Consider the following 26,874-nt stretch of genomic DNA (forward strand, 5'->3'; position numbering starts at 1 on the left):
TGTGTCATGCGTGCTGTTCCTGCAACTCCGCGAACGAGGCGATCCGGCCCGCCAATGCGCTCGCCACGACGGTCGGCGGGCTGGCGAGCCACACCTGGCCGGGTCCGGAGCGGCCGGGGAAATTGCGGTTGATCGCGCTGATCGTCACCTGGCTCGCATCCGTCGATGAACCCGGTCCGCAATTCGCGCAGGCGCCGCACGACGGCTGCAGCAGGATCGCGCCGACCTGTTCGAACGCTTCGATATAGCCGCGCCGCACGCAATAGTCCCTGACGTCAGAGGTGCCGAACTGCAGATACAGCTTCACGCCCGATGGCACGCGCATGCCGCGCGCGGCGGCCCATGCGAGCACCGCGTGGTAGTGATCGAAGTCCTCGCGCTTGCCCGCCGTGCACGAGCCGCCATACGCAATCTCGATACGCGGACGCTGCGCAAGATCGCGCAGCGCGACACCGTTGCCGGGATCGCCCGGTGCGGCGAGCATCGGCGACATACGCGAGCAGTCGATTGCGATCACGTCGGCATAGGCTGCGCCCGCGTCGCTGCACATCCACGGCTCGATGACGAAGTCGATACCGCGCCGTTCTTTCAGGAAGCGGACCGTTTCCGCGTCGGGCGCGACGATGCCAGTGAAGCCACCGAGTTCCGCCGTCATGTTGGTGAGCGTCGCGCGCTCGTCGGTCGTCAGTTGGGCAATCGCGGAGCCGGTGAACTCGAATATCTTGCCGACGCCCGCGCCGGAACGGATGCGTGGATCGGCGAGCAGATGCAGCGCGAGGTCTTTCGCCGTGACGCCGGGCGGGACGTCGCCGTTGAATTCGATGCGCAGCGATTGCGGCACGGTCATCCGTACCGCGCCCGTGACGAACGCATTGGCCATATCGGTGGTGCCGACGCCGAACGCGACGCAACCCAGCGCGCCGCTATGCGGCGTATGCGAATCCGTCCCGACGATCAGTTGACCCGGCAGCGCGTAGCGTTCCGCCATCATCGCGTGTGAGATGCCTTCGGAGCCTTCCGCCGAGGCGTCGCCGTTCGTGTTCAGGTAGCCGTGATTGATCAGACCGTAGTCGTCAGCGAATTGCCGGTGCGCCGCCGACAGTTCGCGCACATCGGGCAGCAGGCCGTTTCGCACGTGCAGTTCGCTCTTGTGCGAATACGAGAGATGGTCTTCGAACGTGAGAATGGTGTCGGGCTGATGCAGCGTCAGCGGCTTGCCGAAGGTGGCGTGCAGCATGTGCGTCGCCATGCCCGTGTAGTACTCGTGGATAAAGCGGTGATCGGCACGAACGAACACACCGGCGCCGGGCGTCAACGAATCGCCCGTGCCTTCCGTGCGAAGCGCGTGACGCTCCAGAATCTTTTGCGCGAGCGTACGTGGCGTGTTATCCACGCGTGCGGCGGCGGGCTGGACATGCCGCATGTGCTGCGCGCCATAGCGCAGCAGTCCGCCGCTGCGCAGAATCGACGCGGACAGGTTGTCGCGGGATGCAACCAGTTCGTCGATGTCGATTGGCTCACCGCGCGCAATGCGTTCGATCAACCCAAAATCCGTCGACGTGAACAGGCCGAGATTATCCGCGTTCTGCCGATAGATCCGTTCGAAGCTTCGCGCGATCACGAGCCGGATGCCCGCGCGGTATTCCGCGAGCGGACTGTGTTCGCGCGACGAACCTTTGCCGTACCGGTTGCCCGCGACGGTGACGCAAAACCCGCCGTCGCGTATTGCGTCAGGGCCAATCGGATTGCGATCGCCCGCGCGGAAACCGACGTAAGGGAAGCGGCCAAGGCGCTCGTCGAAGCGGGTGAGCACGCTCATCGGCGTGATTTCGTCTGTCGAGACGTCGTCGCGCAACGTTCCCGCCGATGCTTGCGTCAGATCGACGCCTTCGAGTTGCCGTGCGATCCGTTCAGGGTCGTCGCAAAGAAACAGTATCCGGCCTGTCAATTCCAGTGTTGCCATCTGATTTCTCCTTCAAAGGGAAATCTAGACGGCGATGGCATTGACGCAGAAGTGCTCGATCGGCAAAGGGGACATCGCGAATGGCGATGTCCGCGTTAACCCTCGGCGTGCGCGAGCGAATCGATCAACGCCTGCACGGCTTTCAGCCGCGACGATTTTTTCAGCGCATGAATTCGCAGTGTGCGGCCACGCGCCCATGTTTCATCGAGCGGCCTTCGCACGAAACCGCGCGATCCGGCGAACGCGGACGCGGCGCTGGTCGGCACGATGCCGATGCCGAGTCCCGCTTCGACCATCCGGCATTGCGCATCGAAACTGTTGACCGTGACGGAGACATTCAGGGGCGTGCGAGCGGCATCGGCGCGCTCTTTCAAGGTCTGATCCAGCGAGCCGCCCGCCTGCAACGCGACCAGTGGGAAACGGATCACTTCGCTGAAAGTCAGCGCGTCCGATGCGGTCAGTTCGTGATCGGGCGGAAGCACGACCATCAACGGATCGTCGGCGAAGTGCCATGAATCGAGGCCACCGGGAATCTTGCCGCTCGCGCTGATGCCGACGTCCGCGCGGTCATCCATGCAGGCGCGGATCACTTCGTCGCTGATGTCTTCCGTGAGTGCGATCTGCACGAGGGGAAAGCGCGCCTGGAAGGCTTTCAGGCGCTCGGGCAAAAAGCCGACGATCGCGGATGCATTGGCATACAGACGCACGACGCCGGCCACCTGGCCGCTGAGCGATTGCACCTCGCGTGCGAGCGACTGCAACTGGTCGTGCAAGGATGCCGCGCGCGAGAAAGCGTGGCGGCCGGCCTCCGTCAACTCGACGCCTGACGGCGAGCGGATCAGCAATGGCAGGCCCATCGCAGCCTCGAGATCGGCGATGCGTCGGCTCAGCGCCGAAGGCGCAATGTGATTGCGACTCGCCGCCCGTGCGATCGAGCCTTCCTGCACGACGGAGATGAACAGCTCCAGGCTGTACGGATCGATTCGCATGCTGACGGGGATCTTGTCGACGTGTTCGTGGCTTGTTGTGCGGACGTGATGAGGCCGTCCGTCTCCGGGCATATTAACAGCGTCGCTTTGGCATGCTGGCCTGCGCGAGTGCAACGCACGCGAACCCGCGCGCTAGCCCGCCAGCGCAATCTCACGACGCAGCGCGTCGATGTCCGGCGTGATGCCGATACCCGGCGCATCGCCAAGTCGCACGCGGCCATCGACAGGACTTTCGATTGGGCCACACAGCAGCGAGCGCAGCGGATTGGGATTGGCATCGACTTCGAGCAGGCCGCGCCCGTTGCTGTCGCCTGCTGCAGCGAGCAGATGCGCCGACGCCAGCAAGCCCACGCCCGCGCCGAGATAGTGCGGACAGTACGTCAAACCCTCTTCCTGCGCCGCCTGCGTCACCCGCCAGTTGCCGGAAATGCCACCCCACTTCGCGGAGTCGGGCTGAATCACGCTGAGTGCGCCGCCTGTTATGCCTTCATCGAACGCTGCGGCGCTGGCGAAGTTTTCTCCCGCCGCGATGGGCGTGGCGAGGCGCGCGCTCAGCGTTTGCCATTCGGTCAGCGGGCGGTCGCAGCGCAGCGGTTCTTCGATCCAGCCGAGCGCGTGGGCGTCGAGCACATCGGCCATTGCGAGCGCGGTGTCGAGATCCCACGCCTGATTCGCATCGGCCATCAGACGGCGCTCTGAACCGATGATCTCGCGCAGCATGTGCAGGTTCGCTGCGTCGCGTTCGCGTCCAAAGCCGAGCTTGAGTTTGAACGCGTTGAAGCCACGCGCGAGACGTTCGGCGACCACAGGTGCGGCGCCCGTCGGATTGAGGCCGCTCGCGTAGACGCCGATCTCGTCGCGTGTGCCGCCGAGCAGCCGCCACAACGGCAAGCCGGCACGCCGCGCCTGCAAGTCCCACAGCGCGAGATCGATGCCGGCGATGACCTGCGCAATGGGACCGTGTTCGCCCGATTGCAACGCGAGCGCGGCGGTGCGTTGTGTCAGATGTTCGAACATCGCAGCGGGATGCACGACGCGCTGTCCTTCGAGCAACGGCGCCATCACCGTCTGCACGAGTGCGGCGCGATGCTCCGCGCCGCAAGACGGGAAGTTGCACCACACTTCGCCCCATCCCGATGCGCCGTCGCGGCCCGTCACCTTGACGAACAGTGCCGGCCGGTCTCGCATGATGCCGAACGAAGTCTGAACGGGCGTCGCGATGGGATAGCGCAGCACATAGCTCTCGACGCGTTCGATGTCGACAGACGACAGGGAAGGGTGATCGTGTTCGGGATAGCTCATCAAACGTGTCTCGCTTCTTATCGGGGCAAACGGACAAACCGCGTCACGCGCTTTCGCGTTCGACGATCTCATACGACAACAGGTTGTCGCGCTCGATCGTATCGACGGGCGCATCTTCGTCGAGCGCGCGGATCAGGTCGATCACGCGCAACGCAGCGATGCGGCCCATCTCGTAGCGCGGCGGGCGTACGGTCGTCAGCGAAGGAACCAGCTTGTCGGCAATCGACAGATCGCCGAATCCCATCACTGCGCAGGTGTCGGGAATCGAGATCTTTTCGCGCAGGCCATAGAGCAGCGCGCCCGCTGCGAGATTGTCGTTCGGGAAGATGATGGCTTCGGCGGGCTTGCGTCCGCTCGTGAGCGTCGTGAACGCTTCCATGCCCGCATCGAGCAGCACTTCCGATTGCGGGCGAAACGTGGCCGGCGTCAGGCCGAGTTCGCGCATCGCGGCTTCATAGCCGCTCGCGCGATCGTTCGCGCCGACGTCGTCGGTGCGCTGTGGATGGACGAACACGATGCGCCGATAGCCGCGTTCATACAGATAACGCGTGCAGTCGCGTCCCACCGACGGATTCGAAAAGCCCACCTGAATATGCTGCGGCTTCGCCTTGTGCGCCCAGGTTTCGACCACGGGAATGCCCGTGCTCGCGAGCAGATCCGTCGTTTTGCGCGAGCGCTTCTGCCCGGTGAGGATGATGGCGGCAGGCGCCCAGCCGATAAACGCGCGCACGGCCGCTTCCTCTTCGTCGGTCGAATAGTTGCTCGATGCGAGCAGCAACTGATAGCCGAACGGCCGCAAGGTGTCCGTCACCGCCTGCACCGTTTCCGCGTACACGCCGCCGGAGATGTGCGGAATCACCATGCCGATCGAACGTCCGCGCGCGGAAGCCAGCGAACCCGCAAACACGTTGCGCACATAACCCGTCTGTTCGATGGCAGCCGTGATGCGCTTTTGCATGTCGACGCCGACGCTGTCCTTGTTGCTGAAGTAGCGCGAGACCGTCATCGCCGATACGCCCGCCAGTTCGGCGACGTCGTGCAATGTGGTGCGGCCGGATCCGCGACGCTTGCGGGCTGACTGATTCATGACCAGGGAAATCCTTAACCAGGTTCGATTGACTCTGCGTTAGCGCTAACGAATACTATCTCAAGGTAGCGCTAACATCATCCTTTATCTTGAAAACGCGGCGGCGATCCGCCGGGTTTCGCCAATCGAAGCAGGTCACACGTGAACAAAGAGCGAAAGCGTCTCGAAGATCTCCGCAGCCAGCGCTGGCTCGCGCCCGACAACACCCGATCGTTCGCGCATCGGCAGCGTTTGCAGCAGATGGGCTTGCGGCGCGAGGAATTCATGTCGCGCCCGGTGATTGCGATCGTCAATACGTGGAGCGATCTGTCGCCGTGTCATGCGCATCTGCGTGAGCGCGCCGAGGCCGTGAAACGCGGCATTCTGCAGGCGGGCGGCATGCCGTTCGAGCTGCCCGCGATGTCGCTCGGCGAAGTGCTCGTCAAGCCGACCACGATGATCTACCGCAATTTTCTTGCGATGGAAGTCGAGGAGTTGCTGCGCTCGCTCCCCATCGACGGCGCGGTGCTGCTGGGCGGTTGCGACAAGACGGTGCCAGGTTTGCTGATGGGTGCATTGAGCGCCGATCTGCCGTGTATCTTCGTGCCGGCCGGGCCGATGCTGAACGACCGTTATCGCGGCGAGAAAGTCGGCGCGGGCACCCACACGCGCAAGTTCTGGGACGAACGGCAGGCGGGTCATCTGAGCGGGCGCGAATGGATCGCGCTCGAATCGCACATGGCGCGCACGCCCGGCACCTGCAACACGATGGGTACAGCGAGCACGATGACGCTGATCGCCGAAGCGATGGGCTTCACCTTGCCGAACGCGGCCAGCATTCCCGCGATGGATGCCGCGCACACGCGCATGGCATCGGCGAGCGGCGCGCGTATCGTCGAGATGGTCTGGGAGGATCTGAAGCCATCCACATTCTTCAACGAAAAGGCAGTGGCGAACGGCGTCGCCGCGTACATGGCGATCGGCGGCTCGACGAATGCGGCGATTCATCTGATCGCGATAGCGGGCCGTGGCAACGTGCCGCTCACACTCGACGACATCCAGCGTCTCGGCGCAGGTGTGCCCGTGCTGGCGAACATCCTGCCGTCCGGCACGAGCCTGATGGAAGACTTCTATTACGCGGGCGGCTTGCCGGCCGTGTTGCAGCGGATTCATGCGGGCCTGTCGCTCGATTGCATGACAGTGAATGGCCGCACGCTCGGCGACAACCTCGAAGGCGCGCAGTGCGAGGATGACGACGTCGTGCGTCCTGTCGCGCAGCCTGTCAGCGACGCGGGCGCACTCGCCGTGCTGCGCGGCAACCTCGCGCCCTCGGGTGCCGTTATCAAGCCAAGTGCCGCGAGCGAGCATTTCCTGAAGCACAGTGGCCGCGCGCTGGTGTTCGATTCGATGGCGGACCTGAACGCGCGCATCAACGATCCCGAACTCGACGTCGACGAAAACACCGTGCTCGTGCTGCGCAACGGCGGCCCGCTTGGCGCGCCGGGCATGCCGGAATGGGGCAATCTGCCGATTCCCCAAAAGCTGCTGGAAAAAGGTGTGCGCGACATGGTGCGCGTCTCCGATTCGCGCATGAGCGGCACGCACTACGGCACCTGCGTGCTGCACGTTGCGCCCGAAGCGGCAGCGGGCGGTCCGCTCGCGCTGATCCGTACCGGCGACATCATCGATCTGGACGTGGCCGCTGGACGCCTCGACGTGCGCCTTACGGACGAAGAACTCGACGCACGCCGCGCGCAATGGCAACCCGCCATCAACATGCCGCCGCGTGGCTATACGAAGATTTTCCTCGAGCACGTCACGCAGGCCAACGAAGGATGCGATTTCGATTTTCTGAAGGGATGGCATCCGCCTGTCGAGCCGTCGATCTACTGATACCCGAACCTGAGGTTTTCAATGAGCAAGCATCAACCCGATAACCACGCTGACGTGAACCCGTTTCGCGCGCTGCTCGACCGATCCACCGCGCCGCTCGGCACGTGGCTGATGGCGGGCACTGCAAGCAATGCGGAAGCGCTCGGCCATGCCGGCTTCGACTGGCTGCTGATCGACATGGAACATGGTCCGATCGAATTCCGCGACATGTGGCAGATGCTGCAGGCCGTGGACTGCACGCCAGCCATGCCCGTGGTGCGCGTGTCGAGCAGCGACGATCCCGCGCTGGTCAAGCGGGCGCTCGATCTCGGCGCGCGCACGCTGATGTTTCCGTATGTGCAAAGCGCGGAGCAGGCGCGCCGGATCGTTGCGTCGGCGAAATATCCGCCGTTTGGGCAGCGCGGTTTTGCGGGCATCCATCGCGCGAGCCGCTATGGCACGTTCAGCGAGTACGGCAAGCGCGCCAACGAATTGACGACGTGCATCGTGCAACTGGAGACACCTGAAGCCATCGACAGGCTCGAAGAAATTGCGGCGGTGGAAGGCGTCGATGCGCTCTTTATCGGTCCTGGCGATCTGTCGGCAGCGCTTGGTTGCATCGGCAATTTGCAGGATGAACGCGTGCAGACGCTGATGCGCTCTGCCGCGCAGCGCGCCCGTGCGGCGGGCATACCCGTTGGCACGCTCGGGCCGACGCCGGAGATGGTGCAGGGTTTCGTCGATATGGGTTACGACTATGTCGCCGTCGGTTCGGATCTCGTGTTCATGATGCAGCAGGCGAAGTCGGTGCTCGCGCGCATGAAAGGACAGACCGACAACGCGCCGCTGAAGGTGGCCTACTGATGAGCGCGATCTATCACTCGCTGGAGAACACGGTTGTGTTCGTATCGGGTGGCGCGTCGGGGATCGGCGCGACGCTCGTCGATGCGTTCGTCGCGCAGCACGCCCGCGTGGCCTTCTGCGATCTCGACGAAGCCGCGGGCCTCGCGCTGTGCGAACGCTATCCGGCCGCATCGCGTCCGTGGTTCGCGCGTTGCGACGTGCGCGACGTCGCTGCGTATCGATCGGTACTGGATGCCGCCGCGCAGGCGCTCGGCCCGATCCGCGTGCTCGTGAACAACGCGGGCCGCGACGACCGCTGCGCGTTGCAGGAACTGACGCCGGAACGCTGGAACGATCTGATCCATACAAACCTCACGCATCACGTGTTCGCGGCGCAGCGCGTCGCGCCTGGCATGGCGCACGCGGGCGGCGGCGCGATCATCAACATGGGGTCGATTTCGTGGCTGCGCGGGCGTCCCAACCTGATCGCCTACACGGCGGCCAAAGCCGCGATCAGCGGCATTTCGCGGACGCTCGCGCGTGAACTCGGTGGTGACAATATCCGCGTCAACGCGGTGCTGCCCGGCCCCGTGTTGACAGAGCGGCAACAGGCGCTGTGGTTCGATTCGGCAGACGCGAAACGCTTTATCGAGTTGCAGTGCCTGAAGTTTCCCGTCGAGACGAAGCATATCGCCGATATGGTCGTCTTTCTCGCGTCCGATCAGGCCGCGGCTGTCACGGGACAAAACATGATCGTCGATGCCGGTCTGGCGCAGGTGTCCGTGGTCGGATAGCGCGTTGCGGTTTTTTCCAGGAGGAGACCTTGCGGGCCGACACGCGCCCGTTCGAGCAATCAAAGCAGTTTGCATCGACATATCAGGGCGAAAAGCCTGCTAAAAAGACACATGAGCGAGACAACACATGGAAACCGAAACGCTGACCTATGTTCCCGCAAGATCGCGCAACCGCGCGCGCATGGCCTACGTGTTCGGCGCACTGGGCGGCATTCTGTTCGGCTATGACAGCGGCGTGATCGCGGGTGCGCTGCTGTTTATCCGCAAGGACATGGCGCTCAATGCGCAGTTGCAAGGCATGGTGGTGGGCGGACTGCTGCTGGGCGCGATGATCGGCGCATTCGGCACAGGGCGCCTCGCTGATCGCTTCGGTCCGCGCAAGATGCTGATCGGCGCGGGCGTGATGTTTATCGTCACGTCGATTTTGTCCGCGCTGGCGCCGGACCCGCTGACGCTGATCGCCGCGCGCGTGCTGATCGGCATCACGATCGGGGTGTCGACAGTGCAGGTGCCGCTGTATCTGTCGGAGATCGCGCCGAAGCATATACGCGGCGGTCTGGCGTCGATGAACCAGTTGGCCATTGCTTCGGGCATTCTGATTTCCTATGTGTTGTGCTATCTGCTCGCCGCGCACGGGCAATGGCGCTGGATGCTCGGCCTCGCGGCCGTGCCGTCGGTGTTCCTCACTTTCGGCATGATGTTTCAACCCGATTCGCCGCGTTGGCTCGTGCGTCAGGGACGCGTCGATGAAGCGCGCCGCGTGCTCGAAATCACCAACACGCCCGCCGATGCCGCGCAATCGCTGCGCGAGATTCAACAGGCCAGCGAAAGCGCTTCGAGCGTGCGCCTGATCGACGTGCTGAAGTCGAAAGCGTTGCGTCCGACGGTCATCAGCGTGTTCGGACTCGCCGTGCTGCAACAGGCGCTCGGCATCAACACCATCGTCTACTACGCGCCGACCATTCTGCGCGCGGCAGGTTTCGGCGAATCGACGGCGCTGCTGAACAGCGTCGGCCTCGGCGTGCTGTCCATCTTCATGACGATTTTCGCTGCACGTGTGGTCGATCGCGTTGGACGGCGCCCGCTGCTGATCGGCGGCGCGCTGGTGATGGGCGCAAGCATGGCGACGCTCGGTTGTGTGTTCCACTTCGGCGGACCAGCGACCGCAACCGGCAGCGTGATCGCCGTGGGTGCGCTGGCCGTCTTCAAGGCAGCGTTTTCGTTCAGCTGGGGACCGCTCGTCTGGGTGATGATGCCGGAACTGCTGCCGCTGCGGATTCGCGCGCGCACCATGTCTTTCGCTGCACTGGCTATGTTCCTGATGAACTTCATCGTCGCGTCGACGTTTCCGGCATTGCTTGAAATGGGCGCTGCATCGGCCTTCGGCGTGTTCTCCGCGTGCTGCGTAATAGCGTTCCTGTTCGCGATTTTCCAGATCCGCGAGACGGCAGGTTTGAGTCTCGAAGAAATCGAACAGCGCGCAGGCTGACCATGCTGCTGACCCAATCCGCTTTCCTGTTCTAGTTGCACCCGGTTTGCCGCCGCGACTTGCGTCTTTTCGTGTTAGCGCTAACTCGATGACGTGGTCGCGCAACGGCTGATAAAAAACAAAGGAGACAGTTGTGAACGAAAAAATAAGGCTGGTGGCAGGCGTGTCGGCAGCGTGCTTCGCGGTCATGCCGAACCTGTCGCAGGCGCAAAACAGCGTCACGTTGTATGGCGTGATGGACAATGCCATCGCCTGGTCGAACAGCCAGACGACGCTTGGCTCAACCAGCAACGGCAAGCACAACATCCAGATGGCACCCGGCACATGGGATGGCAGCAAGTTCGGCATGCGCGGCCGCGAAGATCTGGGCGACGGATTCGCCGCGACTTTCAACCTGATGTCGCGCTTCAATTCGGGCAACGGCAATGCGCAATTCGCGAACGCGATGTTCGGCCAGCAGGCGTGGGTCGGCTTGACGCATCCGGCGTATGGCACGTTGACGCTCGGGCGCCAGTTGACCTCGTACTACTGGATGATCGCGCCGTGGTCGCCGACCAACTGGCTGACGGGTTTCTCCGGCGCGCATCCCGGCGATCTCGACAATTTCGACACGATCTACAAGACGAGTAACACGGTTCAGTACACGACAGCGAATTTCTACGGACTCACTGCGAGCGGCTCCTATGCGTTGGGCGGCGTGCCGGGGAGTCTCAACACGGGAGCGAGCTGGAGTGCGGGCTTGCAATACAAGCTCGGGGCGTTTGGGATCGGCGCGGGTATCGAGCGCTTCAACAACGCGACGCCAGGCGGCGGTGCGTGGGACGTGAATTCGACGGCATCGTCAGCGGGCGAGCAGGGCATTTCGGCCGTCACCAACGGATACAAGACGTCGGCGGCACAGCAGCGTATTGCGGTGACGGGCGGCTATTCGTTCACGCAGAACTTCGACGTGTCGTTTTCGTATTCCAACGTGCAGTACATTCCCGGCATCGGATCGTCGTTCAAGTCCTTGGGCGTGTGGAACACGTTCGGTGCTGTTGCGCATGTGCGCGTTGCGACCGTGTGGGATTTCGCGGCGGGTTACAGCTACACGCGCGCGAGCAAGGCGAACGGCATTACGAATGGTGCGCAGTATCAGCAGGGATCGCTGGCCGAGTACTACAACCTGTCGAAGCGCACGGGCATCTACATGCTGCAGGCGTATCAGCGCGCCAACGGCCAGACGCTAGGTTCGAACGGCGTATCGATCATTCCCGCGACGGCGACGATCGGCGATGGCTTCAACTCGACGCCGTCGTCGTCGCGCAGCATGGTGACGGTTGCCGCTGGCGTGATTCACCGCTTCTGACCGCCGTCTCGTCCGCGCCCGGCTGGCACCGGCGCGGACGTATGCGCCTATGCTCGAGGCGCTACCGACGCGCCTGCAATACCGTGCCTTTTCAGCGCATCGGCCACGAATCCCGAAGCTTTCATCTCTTCGACAAACGCATGCAGTGCCGCCGCGGCCGCTTCGCCGCGGCTCTTCGGCGTGCCCATCGCCTGCTGGATCACCATGAAGCGTTCGTCGAGCAGCCTCAGCCCGCCGATCTTCTTCGCATCGGCTTCGATCTGCTGCTTCACACCCGCAGCGACTTCGAGATTCTCTTCGACGAACGTCTGCACGACAGCAGGCGAACTCGGCGCGCGCACGATCTGCGCGGCTTTCAGTTCACGCGTGAGAAACAGGTCATACGCGCTGCCCTTGCCGACCGCAACGCGATTGTGCGGCTGATCGACATCGGCATTCGTCTTCACGGGCGAATCGTCGCGCACCAGATAGAAGCCTTCGATCAACACATACGGCGCCGTGAATGCGATCTTTTCGCCGCGTAGTGGATCGATGGCGAAGAAGCCGAAATCGGCGCGCTCCTCGTTGATGGCCTCGACCGATTTGCCTGCCGTATCGAACACGACCAGTTCCAGTTCTGCGCCCAGCCTGTCGGCGAACGCGCGCGCCAGATCGATGGAGACGCCGAACGGCTCGCCGGTGTCGGCGTGCCGGTTGACGAGAATCGGATTGCCGAGATTGATCGATGCGCGCACCTTGCCGGTGGGCGTGAACGCGGTGACAACGGATGGGTCGACGGTCATGGAGGCTCCCGTGGTGTCGGCTATATCGAAGGTTGCGGCGAGAAGGTACAAGGATAAGCCGGTTTCACGATGCTGCACAAAAGTCCCACCCGGACCTGAGGTTCCTGATTACAAGCGTGTCAGCGGAACCGCGCGCCGTTCCGGCGCAACACCCCGAAATATGAGCGGAAACCCGGCACCCACACGCCCCACAAAAGTGCCATTGAATCTCCATTTTGTGTAGGGACACGGCGTAGCCGGTCAAATATTCTCATCCCATCGAGACGACCCGCCAGGCGCTCCATCAGTTGCCGGCGACGACCAACCCAAGGAGAGGATGTTGACCAAGAAAGTCCCGCTCAAGATCGCGATCGCCGAGCATCCGCATACGTCGGCTATCCGTAATGGTTCCATTCCCATCGAAGGCGTGGATGCCGAGTTCATCACGGTGCAGCCGCAGATCGGCGCGTTTCGCCGGATGGTGCGCGACGTCGAGTTCGACGTGTGCGAGCTGGCGCCGACCACGTACATCATCGCGCGTGCTTACGGCGCGCCGTTCGTCGGTCTGCCGATCTTCGTCGTGCGGCGTTTCCATCATGGCGGCCTGCTGGTGCGCCCGGACGCAGGCATCAAGGAGCCAAAGGATCTCGAAGGCAAGCAGGTCGGCGTGCGCGCCTATTCGGTGACGACGGGCGTGTGGACACGTCAGGTCCTGATCGACGAGTTCGGCCTCGATTCATCGAAAGTCACGTGGGTTGTCGATGACGAAGAGCACGTCACGCAACTCGAGCTGCCGTCGAACGTGATTCACGCACCCGCTGGCAGTTCGCTGGCAGAAATGATGGAGAAGGGCGAACTGTCGGCGGGCTTTGCGGCGGCGGCGGGCATTGGCCGCACGGGCGCGCCGACGGGCGGCTGGAAGGAAGTCGAAGCGGATTATCCGGACCTGCTGCCCAACGCTGCCGCGCTCGAAGCCGAGTACTACAAGCGCACGGGCGTCTATCCGATGCACGGCACGATCGTCGTGAAGGACTCGGTGCTGGCCGAGCATCCGTGGATCGCGAAGTCGATTTTCGATGCGTTCGCGCAGGCGAAGAAGGAATGGCTCGCGCGTCTCGACGCCGGCGAGGCGACCAGCGCAAGCGACAGGAAGTACCTCGAACTGCGCAAGATCGTGGGTCACGATCCGCTGCCGTACGGCTTGCAGGAAAACCTCAAGACCATCGAAACGCTCGAAGCCACCGCGTTCAAGCAGGGGCTGACGCCGCGCCGCATGTCGATCGAGGAACTCTTCGTCGATCCGCAAGCGCGTTGAGTCAAAAGAACGGAGACACCATGATTATCGATTGCCACGGTCACTTCACGACCGTCCCCGCATCATTCCGCGCCTGGCGCGCCAAACAGGTCGAGTTTGCCAACGATCCCGCCAACGCTCCGTCGCGCGACGGCGCCTTTGTCAGCGACGACGAGATTCGCGAAGCCATCGGCAACGGCCAGTTGAAGCTGCAACGCGAACGCGGCAGCGACCTCACGCTGTTCTCGCCGATCGCGGGCCTGATGAGCCATCACCTCGGCAACGAGCGCACGAGCCTCGAATGGGCCGAAGTCTCGAACGACCTCGTCTATCGCGTGACGGAACTGTATCCGGACAACTTCGCGCCTGTGTGCCAGCTGCCGCAATCGCCGGGTGCTGCGCCTGCGAATTCGGTCAAGGAACTGCGCCGCTGCGTCGAGCAGATGGGCTTTGTCGGCTGCAATCTGAACCCGGACCCGACGGGCGGCTACTGGACGGGCAAACCGATGACTGACCGCGAGTGGTATCCGCTCTACGAAGCATTGGTCGAGCTCGACGTGCCCGCAATGATTCATGTCGCCGCATCGTGCAATCCCTGCTTTCACGGCACGGGCGCGCATTACCTGAACGCGGATACATCGGTGTTCATGCAACTGCTGCAAGGCGACCTGTTCAAGGACTTTCCGACGCTGCGCCTCGTGATTCCGCACGGCGGCGGCGCGGTGCCGTATCACTGGGGCCGTTACCGCGGCATGTCGCTGGAAATGCGCGAGCGCCCGCTCGAAGGTCTGCTCGACAACATCTTCTTCGACTCGTGCGTGTATCACCAGCCGGGCGTCGAACTGCTGACGAAGGTAGTCCCGTCCGACAACGTGCTGTTCGGCTCGGAAATGATCGGCGCGGTGCGCGGCAAAGACCCGGCAACCGGCCAGTATTTCGACGATACCAAGCGCTATATCGACGCCTGCCCGGCATTGAACGACGAAGACCGCTTCAAGATTTTCGAAGGCAATGCGCGGCGCGTCTATCCGCGCCTCGACGCGCGACTCAAGGCACGCGGCAAGTAACGAACGCAGACACAGAGACACTCATGACTTCAATCGTTGATATTCACCCGCACATTATCTCCGACGACGAAGGCCGATATCCGCCCGCACCGCTGTTCGGCAAGCGCTCCGAGTGGTCGAAGGAACGCCCGACGACTGTCGAAACACTCATCGCCGCGATGGACGAAGCAGGTGTTGAGAAGGCCGCCGTGGTGCATTCGTCGACCACATATGGCTTCGATAACAGCTACGTGGTGGACGGCTGCGCACGATACGCGGATCGGCTTGTCGCGGTCGGCTCAGTGGACGTGTTGCAGGAAGACGCGCCGCAACGCATTCGCGAATGGACACAGCGCGGCCTTGCGGGCCTGCGTCTTTTCACAGGCGGCAGCACGAAAGAGTTCGACCCGAGCGAACTCGACGATCCGCGTGCGTTCCCCGCATGGGAACTGTGCGCGGAACTCGGGCTGCCGATGTGCATCCAGACCGGCCCGATCGGCTTGCCGCAAGTGACGGCGCTCGCAAAGCGCTTTCCGAAGGTGGCGATCATTCTCGATCACCTCGGACGTCCCGAAGTCGCGGACGGTGCGCCCTACGCGGCCGCGCAAAGCCTGTTCGATCTCGCGCCGCTGGAGAACATCTATCTGAAGCTCACGCCGCGCATTTTCGGCGACGTGAAGAAGGAAAAGGCCCGCGCGGAAACGTTCTTTCCGCGCGTGGTCGAGGCGTTCGGCGCGCAACGGGTGGCGTGGGGTTCGAACTTCCCGACCTCGCCGGGCACCCTCGGCGAGATTCTCGCGACCGCTCAGGCGGGTCTCGCCAGCCTGAGCGACGAAGACCGCGCGTGGATCTTCGGCAAAACCGCGCAGAAGCTGTATCCGGCGCTGGCTTGAAGGATGGGACGCGATCCAGCGCGTCCCCGCGCAACACGCAGAACACAATCAAACGGACGAGACAATGCAGATGGAGACAAACAAATCTGGGCGACCAGGCAACGCGAGCCGCTGGGCGACGCTCGCGCTGCTTGCAATCGGCGTGTTGGTTTCCTTTATCGACCGCACCAGCATCTCGTCGACGCTGGCGGACGCGGGCTTCATCCGTCATTTTGCGCTGACGGATATCGATCGCGGATGGATCAACGCGGCGTTCTTCTGGTCGTACGGCCTGTTTCAGGTGCCGATGGGCTGGGTGGCGGACCGCTATGGCGTGAAGTGGCCGTACGCGATCAGCTTCGCGCTGTGGTGCGCCGCGACTGCGTTGATGGGTGCCGTGACTGCGCTCGCGAGTCTCGTGGTGATGCGGCTGATCATCGGCATGGCGGAGGCGATCGTGATTCCCGCGAGCTACCGCTGGATCCGCAACAACTTCGACGAAAGCCAGAACGGTCTCGCTGTCGGCATCCTCGCGATGGGCAACAAGTTCGGCCCGGCGCTCGGCGCGCCTGTCGGTGCGTGGTTCATCGTCAACTATTCGTGGCAGGTCATGTTCATCGCGACCGGGCTTGTCGGGCTGATCTGGCTCGCGCCATGGCTGCTGCTGGTGCGCAACGATCTGCCGTCGAAGACCGAACTCGCGGCGAATAACCGCAGCGCGCGTTCCGTCGGTCTCGGCAGCATTCTTGCCAGCCCTGTGGTGTGGGGCGGCATGGTCACCAACTTCTGCTACGGCTACTTCACGTTCTATTGCATGACGTGGATGCCCGCCTATCTCGTCGAGCAACGCAATCTGTCGATCTCGCGCTCCGGCCTCTTCACGTTTTTCAGCTTCGCCGGCATCGCCATCGTCGCGGCACTCGCAGGATGGGCCGCCGACCGCGTGATCGCACGGGGCCACGACCCGATCCGCGTGCGCAAGGCCTTCACGGTGGCGGGCTTTGTCGGCGGGTGCACGGTATTGCTCGGCGCGTATGCGCAGACCGTCGAGATGGCGTTGTTCTGGAACGTGCTGTCGCTCTCGCTGCTCGGCCTCGTCACGGCAAACAACCTGGTGCTGTCGCGTCTCACGCTGATTCCGAAGCAGGCCATTGGTCTCGTGACGGGCGTGCAGCAGGTCGCGACCAGCCTTGCGGGCGGCGTCGCCGCGAGTCTGTCGGGATGGCTGCTGCACGTAAGCGGAAGCTACGACCTGCCGATGATGGTGATCCTCGGCTTTCTGCTGATCGGCGCAACGGCCACGCTGATTCTGTATCGCCCCGAATGGGCGCCGAAGGTGAGCGAGGCGCAAGGCTCGCTGCGCCAGGCCTAGCAACAAGGGATGGCCGGCCTTCGGCCCTGAAGAACATAGTCAAACACTGAGAAACCATACATGGCGAAGATCGTATTCGGGATGGCAGTGCCGCACAGCGGCATGCTGGGTCAGGCACCGGAAGACTGGCTCAAGAACGGCGAACGCGACCGCAATAACCCGGAACTGTGGTATCGCAACCGGACGTGGACGTATCCCGAACTGGAAGCGCACCGCGAGGCCGCGTTCGAGAAATACCTGACGCTGGAAGAACGCACCGCGCGTGCCGCTCGCTGCCGCGCCGCGCTCGACGAAATGGCCGCGGCCTATCGTGCAGCGAAGGTCGATGTCGCGATCGTTCTCGGCAAGGACCAGAAGGAAATCTTCACGGACTTTTCGCCGTCGATTGCGATCTACAGCGGCGAGGAAGTGCATAACGGGCCGCCGCAGCGCGCGGTCTATGCACCGGATCATCACGTCACGCACCAGTGCCATCCGCAACTGGCGAACTATCTGATCGGGCATTTTCAGAAGGAAGGCTTCGATCTGACCGATCTGTTCGCATGGCCCGACAACGTGTGGATGAAACCCCTGCCCGACTATCCCGTCGTGCCGCATGCGTACAGCTTCGTCTATCACCAGATCATGAGCGACGATCCGCCTCCGCATGTGCCCATCATCATGAACTGCTTCTATCCGCCGACGCAGCCTTCGATGTCGCGTTGCATCGAGTTCGGTCGCGTGTTGCGCGATGCGATCACAGCGTGGCCCGAGGACGTGCGCGTAGGCATTTTTGCATCGGGTGGCCTGTCGCACTTCGTCAATGACGAGGAATTCGATCACAGCATCATGAAGATGCTCGCCGGGTACGACTACGACGGTCTTGCTGCCGTGGACGACCGCTCGTATCAGTCGGGCACTTCGGAAATCAAGCTCTACGTGAGCGTGATGAAAGCCGTGCAGGAAACGGGCGCACAGATGACGCTGGTCGATTACGTGCCGTGCTGGCGCACCCCGGCAGGCACGGGCGAAGGCATGGGCTTCATGTACTGGAAAGCCGCCGACTGATCCGCATCGCATCCAACCATTCAACAGAGAGTCAACACCATGAGCGACACGCGCCTGAACAGCATCATTCGCGCTTTCGAATCCGGCAAGCCTGCGTTTGCCGCATTCTCCAAACTGGACAAGCAGTCGGCCATCGAAATGAGCGACGCGCCGTATGACGGCATCGTCTTCGAAATGGAGCACAACCCGTATGACGTGTCCGCACTCGGCGATGCGCTGCAGTACATGCTGAGCCGCAAGCAGATCGTCGAAACGGGATCGGTTGCGCCGCGCGTTACGCCGATTGCGCGTATTCCCGCTAACGGCGCCGAAATGAACCAGGCGTTTGCGAAGCAGGTGCTGGATCGCGGCGCGTATGGCGTGGTGTGGCCGCATGTATCGACCGTCGAGCAGGCTTATAACGCGGTTGCTTCGTGTCGCTATGCGCGGCCGAAGAATGCGCCGCTGTATGAGCCGAAGGGCATTCGCGGCGATGGTCCTGCAACGGCTGCGCGCTACTGGGGTTTGAGCATGCCCGATTACTACAGGAAAGCCGATGTGTGGCCGCTTGCGCCTGAAGGGGAAATTCTCGTTGGCCTGATGTGCGAAAGCACGGAAGCGATTGAGAACCTCGACGACATTCTGTCGAACGTGCCCGGCATCGGCTTCATTCTGATCGGCGAAGGCGATCTCAGCCAGCAACTCGGCTTTCCGCGCGACTACGAACATCCTGTTGTCGCCGATGCGATGCGCCAGATCGTGTCGATCTGCCACAAGCACAACGTCGTGGTCGGCAATCCGCATGTGAACGCGAAGAACCACAAGCGCCTGCTGGAGGAAGGGTATCGCTTCCTGATGTCGGCGCCGTTGAAGAGCTATGGCGTGGTCGGCATGGCGCGCGAGATGGCGGGGTACTAAATGAACGGAGCCGAAAGCCTGGTCCAGACCTTGACCGATCAGGGCGTCGAACTCTGCTTCGCGAACCCTGGCACGTCGGAGATGCACTTTCTGCGCGCGCTCGAAAATCCGCGCATGAAGAGCGTGCTGTGTCTGTTCGAAGGCGTCTGTACGGGCGCCGCCGACGGCTATTACCGGATGAAGGACGCACCCGCCGCGACGCTGCTGCATCTCGGGCCGGGACTCGCGAATGGGTTGGCGAACATCCATAACGCGAAGCGGGCGTCGGCGGGTATGGTCAATGTAGTGGGCGAGCATTCGGCTGCGCACCTGAAATATGATCCGCCGCTTACGTCCGATATCGAAGGACTCGCGAGGCCGCTGAGCCATTGGGTTCGCCGGGTCGAATCGTCGCGTACGGTGGCCTGGGATGCAGCGGCTGCCGTGAGCAAGGCAAACGAGTATCCCGGCCAGATCGCGACGCTGATTTTGCCCGGCGATGCGTCGTGGCAAGAGGCCGGTGAGCCGGTTGCATTGCCGCGTATCGAGACGCAGGCAAAGAAGCCCGATGCCGCGCGCGTCGAGCATATCGCGAAGGTGTTGCGCTCAGGCGAGCCGACGCTCATCGTTCTGGCCGGACGTTCGACGCGTGGCCGCGCGCTGGAGCTGGCCGGCAAGCTCAAGGCTGCGACGAACATCCGTCTCGCGACGCAATTTTTCACTGCCCGGATCGAGCGCGGCGCGGGACGCGTCACGCTGGAGCGCATTCCGTATGCGGTCGGACAGGCGCTCGATTACCTGAAAGGCTTCAGGCACATCGTCACCGTCGAGACCACCGAGCCGATCGCATTCTTCAGTTACCCGGACAAGCCGAGTCTGCTGAAAGCGCCCGGCACGACTGTGCACGCGCTCGCGGAGGTGGGCGAAGACGGCACCGCGGCGCTGGAGATGCTGGTCGAAGCGCTCGGCGCATCGTCTACGCAGGCCCTGTTGCAACAACGCGCCGATGCCACACCGCCGACGGGCGCATTAACGCCCGCCACCATCGCGCAGGCACTCGCCGCCGCGCTGCCCGAAGACTGCATTCTCGTCGATGAATCGCTGACGACGGGACGCGAAACCATGGGTCTGACAGTCGGCGCCGCACGTCACGATCTGATCAACAACATGGGCGGATCGATCGGCTATGGCACGCCCGTCGCAACAGGCGCGGCACTCGCGTGTCCCGATCGGCGCGTGTTCTGCATGGTCGGCGATGGCAGCGCGATGTACACGATCCAGTCGCTGTGGACTCAGGCGCGCGAGAGCCTGAACATCACCACGATCATCTTCGCCAACAACAGCTACGCGATCCTCAAGGCCGAGTACGCCAACATGGGCGCGGGCGCGCCGGGCGAACGCGCGCTGGCGATGATCGATATCGACAGGCCGCGCATCGACTGGCTCGCGATGGCGAAGAGCATGGGCGTGCCCGCCGTTGCTGTCGATAGCGCCGAAGCTTTCCATAAGGCCATGCACGACTCCGTGCGTGAGCCGGGTCCGTGTCTCATCGAGGTCAGACTGTAAATCATTCAAGCATAGGGACAGACAAGCATGACTACGACTCTCACCGAGGTGCCGACGCTGCGCACCAATCTGGCCACGTATCCCGTGACGAAGGCGATCAAGGAAGGTCAGGTCGCATCGGACATCGTCAACCTCGACTTCTGCGGACCAACGCCCGCGCACAACGGTTTCAAGGCGATGGTGCGCGAGAATAAATTCGACGCGGGCGAACTGGCCATCGTCACGTTCCTGCAGGCGAAGGCGTACGGCAAGCCCTATGTTTTGCTGCCCGCCCCGATTTCAGGTCGCTTCCAGCATCATTGCGCGGGCTTCAACATCGACTTCGGTCATCTCGATCCGAAGGATATCGAAGGCAGGAAAGTGGGCGTGCGCACCTACACGCAGACCACGGCGCTGTGGATTCGCGGCATCCTGCGTCACGAATACGGCGTCGATCTCGACAAGGTGACGTGGATGACACTCGGAGACGGGCATCTTGCCGAGTATCGCGATCCGAACAATTGCGAGCGCCTGCCCGCTGGTTCGTCGATTCCGCAGATGATGCTGGACGGCGAACTGAGCGCCGCGCTGCTCGGCGAAGACATGCCGAAAGATGCGCGCGTGCGCACGCTGGTGCCCGATGCGCAGAACGCCGCGAAAGACTGGTTTGCGCGCGAAGGCGTGGTGCCGATCAATCATATGTTCGTCGTGCACGAAGATCTGTCGAAGAGGCGGCCTGACATCGTGCGCGAGTTATACCGGATGATCGTCGATAGCCGCGCGCTGACGGAAGGCGGCGTGCCTGCCGTGTTTCCGCCCATCGGACTGGAGGCGAACCGCAAGGGCATTCAGCTGGCTATCGACTGGGCGCTCGATCAGAAGATCATTCCGCACCGTCTTACCGTCGACGAACTGTTCGACGATGTGACGGGCAGTCTCGGCTGATTAGCGTGTAACCGAGGTGGCATAACGGAAGGAAGCGTAAAAGACAGCAACACAAGGCGCTGACCAAAATGGAGACGCAGGAGCGGCAGCGCAATTCGGGCCGCTCTCCGACGCATAATGAACTGGAGGCATTTCGCTGTGTATTCGACATCGTCATTCAAGAAACTGCTCGCGTGCGTAGCGGCGGGCAGTGTGTGTATCGCGATTCCGGCTGTGGCGGGTGCTGCGCAGAAGGGAGATCTGCTGCTCAACCGCATCGGGCCCGTGACGTCCGAACTGTACGTCGCGAATGCCGACGGCACGGGCGAGCATCGCCTGATTCCAACCGATGGCTTCGACTATCACGCGTCCTTTTCGAAGGACGGGCAGTGGATCGTCTTCACGTCCGAGCGCGATGGCCTGGGGCAGTCGAATCTGTATCGCGTGAAGATCGACGGATCGGGCCTGCAACGGCTCACCGATCACATCGCCGTCGACGATGCCGCCGTATTCTCGCCGGCCGATCCGAACGTGATCGCGTTCGTGTCTTCGCGCAGAGGCGAGGCGGGCTTCGGCACGACCAACATCTGGACGCTGAACATCGTGACGGGCGTGTTGAAGAACGTCACGGGCGCGATTCCATTCGATGCGAGCAAGCCGCATAGCTACTTCCGGCCGTCATGGTCGCCAGATGGCAAGTGGATCGCGTTGTCGTCGGATATCGGCTCGGACTGGCGTGGGCACAATCTGCCTGTGGGCTGGGAGCGCACGCAGGAGAGCAGCATCTATCTGATTCATCCCGATGGTTCGGGCTGGCAGAAGATTGCGGGCAATCCGGGCTTCGATGAAGGCTCGCCTTCGTGGTCGCCGGACGGCAAGCAGGTCGTGTTCTATGAACCGCCCGTCGAATCGACATGGGGCGCGCATCGTCCGGAAGGGATCAACTCGGTCAGCTCGCAACTGGTCGCGGTGGATGTGTCGAACCTTGCGCGCACGCCGCTGACGTCATCGCCCGGTGTGAAGGTCTTTCCACAGTATGTGAGTGCGACGAACGTTGCGTACCACGTCAAGGGCGGCGACACGGAAGGCATCTACACGACGGCAGGCTCGTTCCGTTCCACAACGGGAACAGGCATCCGCTCGCCGCGCTACTCGGCGGACGGCCACACGATGGTCTACGAGAAAGTGACTTTCCGCCCGGCTCGCGCGAACGGCACGCCGCTGTTCAGCTTCGATCCGGCCTGGAGCTATCGTTATATCGACGTGTTCCCGCAGCTGTCGCAGGATCGGAGGAAACTGGTGTACACGGAGAAGGCAATGAATTCGTCGATTGCCGTCATGAACCCGGACTTCAGCGGCTATACGCGCATCTACGACCCGTCGACGAGCGGACTCGATCCCGACATGGTCAAGAAGGGTCTTGCGGGTGCGTTCCAGCCGACGTGGTCGCCGGATCGCGAGTGGGTCGCGTTCGGCGTGGGCGACTGGTTCTTTACGCGTGGCGCCGGCCCTGGACGTATTGCGCGGATCAAGGCCGATGGCAGCATGAGCGGACATCCGGAGTTTTTAACGGATGGGTCGATCAATGCGGGCTTTCCGAGCTATTCGCCCGATGGCAAGAAGATCGTGTACCGCGTGTGGAGCCAGAAAGTACAGGGACTGCGTATTCTCGATCTGGACACGCGCAACACGACTGTCCTGACCACGGAAGCCGACAATCTGCCGGGCTGGTCGCCGGACGGCACGAAGATCGTGTTCACGCGCAAGCAGATCAACCCGACCGATCCGAACAAGTTCAACTATGACGTGTTCACCATCAAGCCGGATGGCACGGGTCTCGCGCGACTCACCGACGACGGCTCGAACCAGGGGCATGCCGTGTGGACGTGGGATGGCCGCATCGCGTATAGCTCGGGCACATATGGCTTCCGGGACGAGCTCGCGCTGTACGACAACAGCTTCCAGCCGGATGGACAGAACTGGGTGATGAATGCCGATGGCAGCGATCAGCACGCGATCACCGACACGCTGTGGGAAGAAGCAATGCCGATGTACATTCCGAATCCTTGAGCGGGATGTAGCATGGATATGAAAAAGGGCGCTGTGTGAAAGCACAGCGCCCTTTAGTATGAGCAAGATCAATCGCTATTTGCGGCGTCGTCGTGTTTGAGCGGCGCGGTCTAGATCTGATCGGCGGAAGTTGGTGCTTCTGCTTGTGGTGGTTGAAGCGCAGTATCGTTGACCTTCGGTGCCCATTTGCGCTGCAGCAGTACAACGGTGCTTGTCGCGCCAACCAGCAGAAAAACGAAGATGGCGCGCATGGGCAGTTCATAGCTGCCGCCCAGGTTCAGCAACCAGCCCGACAGACTCGCCGATACGCCGCCCGCCAGACTGGTGGCGACCTGTTGCAAGCCGGTGTTCAGGCCGACCGCCTGCTTCGGAATCAAGGTCAGTTTGACGAGCGCCAGGTTGTTTGCAGTGACAAGGCCGAGCAGCGACAGCGACAACACGTTCCAGAACAGTGCCGTTTGCAACGACGATGCGTGGGCGCCGAGTAGAACGGTCGTTCCACCGATAAACCCTGCCACGATGAACATCTTGCGCACGATCACGGCGTCATGGCCGCGCGCGATGATCCTGTCGGCGGCCCAGCCTGCGACTGCCGCGACGAAGGCGATGCCCGCGAAGCTGAAGAACGTGTAGATACCCGATGTCTCCAGCGACAGGCCGCGTTGCTCGACGAGATAGGCCGGCATCCACGTCATGCAGTAAAACGCGAAATAGCTGTAGCAGAAGTTGTTGATCAGACCGCCCCAGACAACCGGGCTTGCCAGCAGGTTTTTGAGCGGCACCGACGACGCGCGGCGCACCGCCACGGCGAGTTCTTCTCTGGACGGGTAATCGTTGCGAACCATCAGCAGCCAAGGCAAGAGCCACACCAGTCCGAGCAGGCCCGTCGCAATGAACATTGCTTTCCACGAATACGCGACGATCAACCATGCGGCAATCGGCGCGCCGAGTGCCGGCCCCAGCTTGCCGCCGATCGAGAAGATGCCGAGCGCGGTGCCTTGTTGCGTCTCCTCGAAGTGGTTCGCAAGATAGCGGTAGGTGGCGGGAATGACGATCGATTCCGCGACGCCGATCAGCAGACGCATGACGATCAGCGCCGACAGCGTCGTCACGATGCCCGTGGCGGCCGCCGCCATGCACCACAGCACGAAGCAGATGGCGTATGGCCATTTCACGCCGTATCGGTCGACCAGCCAGCCCATTGGCATCTGGAAGATGCCATAGGTCCAGAACACAGCCGAGTTCAGCCAGCCGCGCTCGATGCTCGTCAGGGCGAATTCGTGGATGAAGCCTTGATCGGCGAGTGCGGAAGACAGGCTCGTGCGATCGACGAATGAAATCAGCAGGCCCGCTGCAAGTAGCACGAGAATGCACCAGGGGTTCTCGGCGGGCGTGCGCTGCGCGTGATGCGTTGCCATAGGTCTCCTGAGATGGGGCGCGCTGCGTCGTATGGTCAGCCCAGAAGGGCGGCGCGGACGGGCGTGTGGCGGTGCATCGCCAGTGTATCGCCGAGTTCGGCGCGAGCGTGCCAATTGCTCGTGCGGAAGGCGGCGCTCAAACGACGATTGGCAACCCGCTGGAGGGGTCGCCAATCGTCGTGCGCGATAACGCGGGTTGTCAGAAGTGGATTTCGGCCATCAGCATTGGCGCCGAAGTGATCGTGCCGGCCGTCTCGCTGCTCGGCGTGCCATACATGTGATGCCAGTATTCGTATCCGACGCCCGCATAGACCGCACGTGGATGACCTGCGAACGAGCCGAGGTCGGCAAGCAGGGAGACGCGCGTGAGAAATTCGGTTTGCGTTTCGACGCCGAAGCCGTCCTTGCCTTTGGGGCCGGTCACGCTGGCGAAGCCGCGGAAGATGAACGGCACGGGGCCGGCTCTGAACGGAAAGAGCCACGAGCTTTCGACGTGCCATGCCGTGTGGAAGTGCACGTCCACGCCGGTGATGCCGTTGTGGTTACTTTCGGTGCGCGCGCCTGCTGTCAGGTTGAGGAAGCCGCGCGGCAGGGCGAACTCGATGGTTGGCCCGACCACGAGCATGCGGGCGCGCTCCGCATAGGCATCGTTCTTCGAGCCGAATTCGAAGCCGCCCGTGAAGCCTACATCCCGAATGATGCCGAAGCCCACGCGCTTGCCGAGAATCTTTCCTGCGCTCAATTCGACGCGGCCGATGCTATACACCTCCTGCGCGCCGCCCGACGAAGGACCGCCCGCTTCCGGGTTTGCCGCATTGGAGACGAGGTAATCGACATTGAATGCATAGCTGCCGTATCGGAAGCCGCCCGTCGTGGAGAGCGAGCCGATGTTCTGCACGATCTTGGCGGACATGCCCGGATAGTGAAAGTCGTTGCCATAGCGGTAGCCGATATAGGTGTCGTTCCACGAGACGGGCGGCTCACCGGGTTCTTCGCCCGATTTCAGGCTTGGTGCGGTGAGCGGCGCGACCGTGTTGACGGGCGTCTGCTGTTTCTGCGGTGCGCCTTCGGGCGGGGTCGTGGCGGGGGCCGTGTAGACCTCCGCGTAGGTCTGTGCGCAGGCGGGATTGCTCAGGCCACAGAATATGGCCGCGCCGAAAAGCGAGGCGTGCAAAGCTACCGATAGGTGTTTCATGTCTCCGTCCAATGTGGATTTGTTATCAACCCTGTTGTGTTCGGCTTGGGCGGCACGGCCATTTTTGTTGGCCTCTGGCCGGTTCCCGGTCCGTCGCATCGCTCATTCAGTGTTGAACGGATCAACGTTTGGAATGGTGTTGCGGTGAGGGAAATACTATTGAAGGGAGAAGGGTTTGCCTTTACACAAAAAGTAGATTCACTGGGACTTTTTTTTGTCTCTGGCGAGGGGAGGGTGTTTGGTGGTGTTCGCTTTTTGTTAGTGGTCTGCCTGGGTTGCCCCTGTGCGGGGCGGCACCTACTTTTCTTTGCCGCGGCAAAGAAAAGTAGGCAAAAGAAAGCCGCTGAACGCCACCCACTACGCTCCTTGCCTGCGGGCCCCCAGCCGGTCCTATCCTTCACACGGCATTACTCGTCTCAATGCCCGCTGCCGGCGCTCTTTAAGAGCGCATCACCCTCTTCAAACACGCGCGTCTCAGCGAGCCTTACCAGTTCGGCCCAGGCCGCCCAGGTGGCAAACGGTGTGTCGGCTATCGCGCCTTATGCGCTTCACTCCGGACTGAAAAGCAAAGGCGGTGTGTCTTGTAGGATCGCCGACGCATAATGCGCGACAACCTACACACCGTTTGCCACCTGGGCTGCATATGCGAGTCGCTGCCGCTCGGGGCGCTACGGGCGATTGGAGTGGGGTAGGCGACTATTCGAAGCGTGAGCAACGGGCGGTGACTGAGAGGTTGCCGTGTGAAGGATAGGAACCGTTGGGGGCCCGCAGGCAACAACTAGCATTGG

At 62.5% G+C, this 26,874-nt stretch carries 21 protein-coding genes; 14 read left to right on the forward strand and 7 right to left on the reverse strand.

The features are described 5' to 3' along the window. Positions 1 to 4: 4 nt before the first annotated feature. From DK391_RS21880 to DK391_RS21895, 4 genes are all read right to left on the reverse strand, one after another. Positions 5 to 1,963: an aconitase family protein gene (locus tag DK391_RS21880; RefSeq protein WP_109480075.1), complete on the reverse strand. Its 1,959-nt coding sequence runs from the start codon at positions 1,961 to 1,963 to the stop codon at positions 5 to 7. 95 nt (positions 1,964 to 2,058) lie between these two features. Further along, positions 2,059 to 2,952: a LysR family transcriptional regulator gene (locus DK391_RS21885; protein WP_109480076.1), complete on the reverse strand. Its 894-nt coding sequence runs from the start codon at positions 2,950 to 2,952 to the stop codon at positions 2,059 to 2,061. 132 nt (positions 2,953 to 3,084) lie between these two features. Next, a complete protein-coding gene (locus tag DK391_RS21890) occupies positions 3,085 to 4,254 on the reverse strand; it encodes a mandelate racemase/muconate lactonizing enzyme family protein (RefSeq protein ID WP_109480077.1) in 1,170 nt (389 codons plus the stop codon). A gap of 43 nt (positions 4,255 to 4,297) precedes the next feature. After that, a complete protein-coding gene (locus DK391_RS21895; protein WP_109480078.1) occupies positions 4,298 to 5,341 on the reverse strand; it encodes a LacI family DNA-binding transcriptional regulator in 1,044 nt (347 codons plus the stop codon). 141 nt (positions 5,342 to 5,482) lie between these two features. On the opposite strand from DK391_RS21895, the gene araD reads away from it, so the two are divergent. The 5 genes from araD to DK391_RS21920 all read left to right on the forward strand — a co-directional run bounded on the left by araD (position 5,483) and on the right by DK391_RS21920 (position 11,666). Further along, positions 5,483 to 7,213, forward strand: a complete 1,731-nt coding sequence (gene araD / locus DK391_RS21900; protein ID WP_109480079.1) for an L-arabinonate dehydratase — start codon at positions 5,483 to 5,485, stop codon at positions 7,211 to 7,213. A gap of 21 nt (positions 7,214 to 7,234) precedes the next feature. Then, positions 7,235 to 8,056 (forward strand): aldolase/citrate lyase family protein, encoded by an 822-nt coding sequence (locus DK391_RS21905; RefSeq protein ID WP_109480080.1) that lies wholly within the window; start codon positions 7,235 to 7,237, stop codon positions 8,054 to 8,056. Beyond that, positions 8,056 to 8,829 (forward strand): SDR family oxidoreductase, encoded by a 774-nt coding sequence (locus DK391_RS21910; RefSeq protein WP_109480081.1) that lies wholly within the window; start codon positions 8,056 to 8,058, stop codon positions 8,827 to 8,829. Before DK391_RS21905 ends, DK391_RS21910 begins: the two co-directional genes overlap by 1 nt. Before the next feature lie 127 nt (positions 8,830 to 8,956). Beyond that, positions 8,957 to 10,318 carry a sugar porter family MFS transporter gene (locus DK391_RS21915; protein WP_109480082.1) on the forward strand — a complete coding sequence of 454 codons (1,362 nt, stop codon included), beginning with the start codon at positions 8,957 to 8,959 and terminating at the stop codon, positions 10,316 to 10,318. A 145-nt stretch (positions 10,319 to 10,463) separates the two neighbouring features. Beyond that, entirely contained in the window at positions 10,464 to 11,666 is a 1,203-nt protein-coding gene (locus DK391_RS21920; RefSeq protein ID WP_275426829.1) for a porin, read from the forward strand. 47 nt (positions 11,667 to 11,713) lie between these two features. On the opposite strand, the gene DK391_RS21925 is transcribed toward DK391_RS21920, so the two are convergent. Then, positions 11,714 to 12,448, reverse strand: coding sequence for an ABC transporter substrate-binding protein (locus tag DK391_RS21925; protein ID WP_109480083.1), 735 nt, complete (start codon positions 12,446 to 12,448; stop codon positions 11,714 to 11,716). 316 nt (positions 12,449 to 12,764) lie between these two features. Here DK391_RS21925 and DK391_RS21930 point away from each other — a divergent pair, with 316 nt between their 5' ends. The 9 genes from DK391_RS21930 to DK391_RS21970 all read left to right on the forward strand — a co-directional run bounded on the left by DK391_RS21930 (position 12,765) and on the right by DK391_RS21970 (position 23,473). Beyond that, positions 12,765 to 13,742: an ABC transporter substrate-binding protein gene (locus DK391_RS21930; RefSeq protein WP_109480084.1), complete on the forward strand. Its 978-nt coding sequence runs from the start codon at positions 12,765 to 12,767 to the stop codon at positions 13,740 to 13,742. A gap of 20 nt (positions 13,743 to 13,762) precedes the next feature. Next, positions 13,763 to 14,788 (forward strand): amidohydrolase family protein, encoded by a 1,026-nt coding sequence (locus tag DK391_RS21935; RefSeq protein ID WP_109480085.1) that lies wholly within the window; start codon positions 13,763 to 13,765, stop codon positions 14,786 to 14,788. A 23-nt stretch (positions 14,789 to 14,811) separates the two neighbouring features. Then, positions 14,812 to 15,660 (forward strand): amidohydrolase family protein, encoded by an 849-nt coding sequence (locus tag DK391_RS21940; RefSeq protein WP_109480086.1) that lies wholly within the window; start codon positions 14,812 to 14,814, stop codon positions 15,658 to 15,660. A gap of 64 nt (positions 15,661 to 15,724) precedes the next feature. Then, positions 15,725 to 17,011: an MFS transporter gene (locus DK391_RS21945; RefSeq protein ID WP_109480087.1), complete on the forward strand. Its 1,287-nt coding sequence runs from the start codon at positions 15,725 to 15,727 to the stop codon at positions 17,009 to 17,011. 60 nt (positions 17,012 to 17,071) lie between these two features. Next, positions 17,072 to 18,058 (forward strand): protocatechuate 3,4-dioxygenase, encoded by a 987-nt coding sequence (locus DK391_RS21950; RefSeq protein WP_109480088.1) that lies wholly within the window; start codon positions 17,072 to 17,074, stop codon positions 18,056 to 18,058. A gap of 39 nt (positions 18,059 to 18,097) precedes the next feature. Continuing rightward, positions 18,098 to 18,955: an aldolase/citrate lyase family protein gene (locus DK391_RS21955; RefSeq protein ID WP_109480089.1), complete on the forward strand. Its 858-nt coding sequence runs from the start codon at positions 18,098 to 18,100 to the stop codon at positions 18,953 to 18,955. Beyond that, the gene (locus DK391_RS21960; RefSeq protein ID WP_109480090.1) at positions 18,956 to 20,500 is read left to right on the forward strand and encodes an acetolactate synthase large subunit; all 1,545 of its coding nucleotides are present in this window, start codon (positions 18,956 to 18,958) and stop codon (positions 20,498 to 20,500) included. Positions 20,501 to 20,527: 27 nt separating this feature from the next. Next, positions 20,528 to 21,424 (forward strand): phosphate ABC transporter substrate-binding protein, encoded by an 897-nt coding sequence (locus DK391_RS21965; protein WP_109480091.1) that lies wholly within the window; start codon positions 20,528 to 20,530, stop codon positions 21,422 to 21,424. 117 nt (positions 21,425 to 21,541) lie between these two features. Beyond that, positions 21,542 to 23,473, forward strand: a complete 1,932-nt coding sequence (locus tag DK391_RS21970) for a PD40 domain-containing protein (RefSeq protein ID WP_109480092.1) — start codon at positions 21,542 to 21,544, stop codon at positions 23,471 to 23,473. Positions 23,474 to 23,583: 110 nt separating this feature from the next. Here the strand turns inward: DK391_RS21970 and DK391_RS21975 are convergent, their stop codons facing one another. Further along, the gene (locus DK391_RS21975) at positions 23,584 to 24,891 is read right to left on the reverse strand and encodes an MFS transporter (RefSeq protein WP_109480093.1); all 1,308 of its coding nucleotides are present in this window, start codon (positions 24,889 to 24,891) and stop codon (positions 23,584 to 23,586) included. Positions 24,892 to 25,090: 199 nt separating this feature from the next. Next, complete coding sequence (locus tag DK391_RS21980; RefSeq protein WP_162600887.1) at positions 25,091 to 26,086, reverse strand: hypothetical protein; 996 nt, start codon at positions 26,084 to 26,086, stop codon at positions 25,091 to 25,093. Between the last annotated feature and the right edge of the window lie 788 nt (positions 26,087 to 26,874).

It is taken from the genome of Paraburkholderia sp. C35 (assembly GCF_003121405.1).
Classification (GTDB): Bacteria; Pseudomonadota; Gammaproteobacteria; order Burkholderiales; family Burkholderiaceae; genus Paraburkholderia.

Bases quoted from the DNA above. Each gene is read 5' to 3' on its own strand.
- DK391_RS21880 (WP_109480075.1), bottom strand. From the start codon at position 1,963: ATGGCAACACTGGAATTGACAGGCCGGATACTGTTTCTTTGCGACGAC.
- DK391_RS21885 (WP_109480076.1), bottom strand. From the start codon at position 2,952: ATGCGAATCGATCCGTACAGCCTGGAGCTGTTCATCTCCGTCGTGCAG.
- DK391_RS21890 (WP_109480077.1), bottom strand. From the start codon at position 4,254: ATGAGCTATCCCGAACACGATCACCCTTCCCTGTCGTCTGTCGACATC.
- DK391_RS21895 (WP_109480078.1), bottom strand. From the start codon at position 5,341: ATGAATCAGTCAGCCCGCAAGCGTCGCGGATCCGGCCGCACCACATTG.
- DK391_RS21905 (WP_109480080.1), top strand. From the start codon at position 7,235: ATGAGCAAGCATCAACCCGATAACCACGCTGACGTGAACCCGTTTCGC.
- DK391_RS21910 (WP_109480081.1), top strand. From the start codon at position 8,056: ATGAGCGCGATCTATCACTCGCTGGAGAACACGGTTGTGTTCGTATCG.
- DK391_RS21915 (WP_109480082.1), top strand. From the start codon at position 8,957: ATGGAAACCGAAACGCTGACCTATGTTCCCGCAAGATCGCGCAACCGC.
- DK391_RS21925 (WP_109480083.1), bottom strand. From the start codon at position 12,448: ATGACCGTCGACCCATCCGTTGTCACCGCGTTCACGCCCACCGGCAAG.
- DK391_RS21930 (WP_109480084.1), top strand. From the start codon at position 12,765: ATGTTGACCAAGAAAGTCCCGCTCAAGATCGCGATCGCCGAGCATCCG.
- DK391_RS21935 (WP_109480085.1), top strand. From the start codon at position 13,763: ATGATTATCGATTGCCACGGTCACTTCACGACCGTCCCCGCATCATTC.
- DK391_RS21940 (WP_109480086.1), top strand. From the start codon at position 14,812: ATGACTTCAATCGTTGATATTCACCCGCACATTATCTCCGACGACGAA.
- DK391_RS21945 (WP_109480087.1), top strand. From the start codon at position 15,725: ATGCAGATGGAGACAAACAAATCTGGGCGACCAGGCAACGCGAGCCGC.
- DK391_RS21950 (WP_109480088.1), top strand. From the start codon at position 17,072: ATGGCGAAGATCGTATTCGGGATGGCAGTGCCGCACAGCGGCATGCTG.
- DK391_RS21955 (WP_109480089.1), top strand. From the start codon at position 18,098: ATGAGCGACACGCGCCTGAACAGCATCATTCGCGCTTTCGAATCCGGC.
- DK391_RS21960 (WP_109480090.1), top strand. From the start codon at position 18,956: ATGAACGGAGCCGAAAGCCTGGTCCAGACCTTGACCGATCAGGGCGTC.
- DK391_RS21965 (WP_109480091.1), top strand. From the start codon at position 20,528: ATGACTACGACTCTCACCGAGGTGCCGACGCTGCGCACCAATCTGGCC.
- DK391_RS21970 (WP_109480092.1), top strand. From the start codon at position 21,542: ATGAACTGGAGGCATTTCGCTGTGTATTCGACATCGTCATTCAAGAAA.
- DK391_RS21975 (WP_109480093.1), bottom strand. From the start codon at position 24,891: ATGGCAACGCATCACGCGCAGCGCACGCCCGCCGAGAACCCCTGGTGC.
- DK391_RS21980 (WP_162600887.1), bottom strand. From the start codon at position 26,086: ATGAAACACCTATCGGTAGCTTTGCACGCCTCGCTTTTCGGCGCGGCC.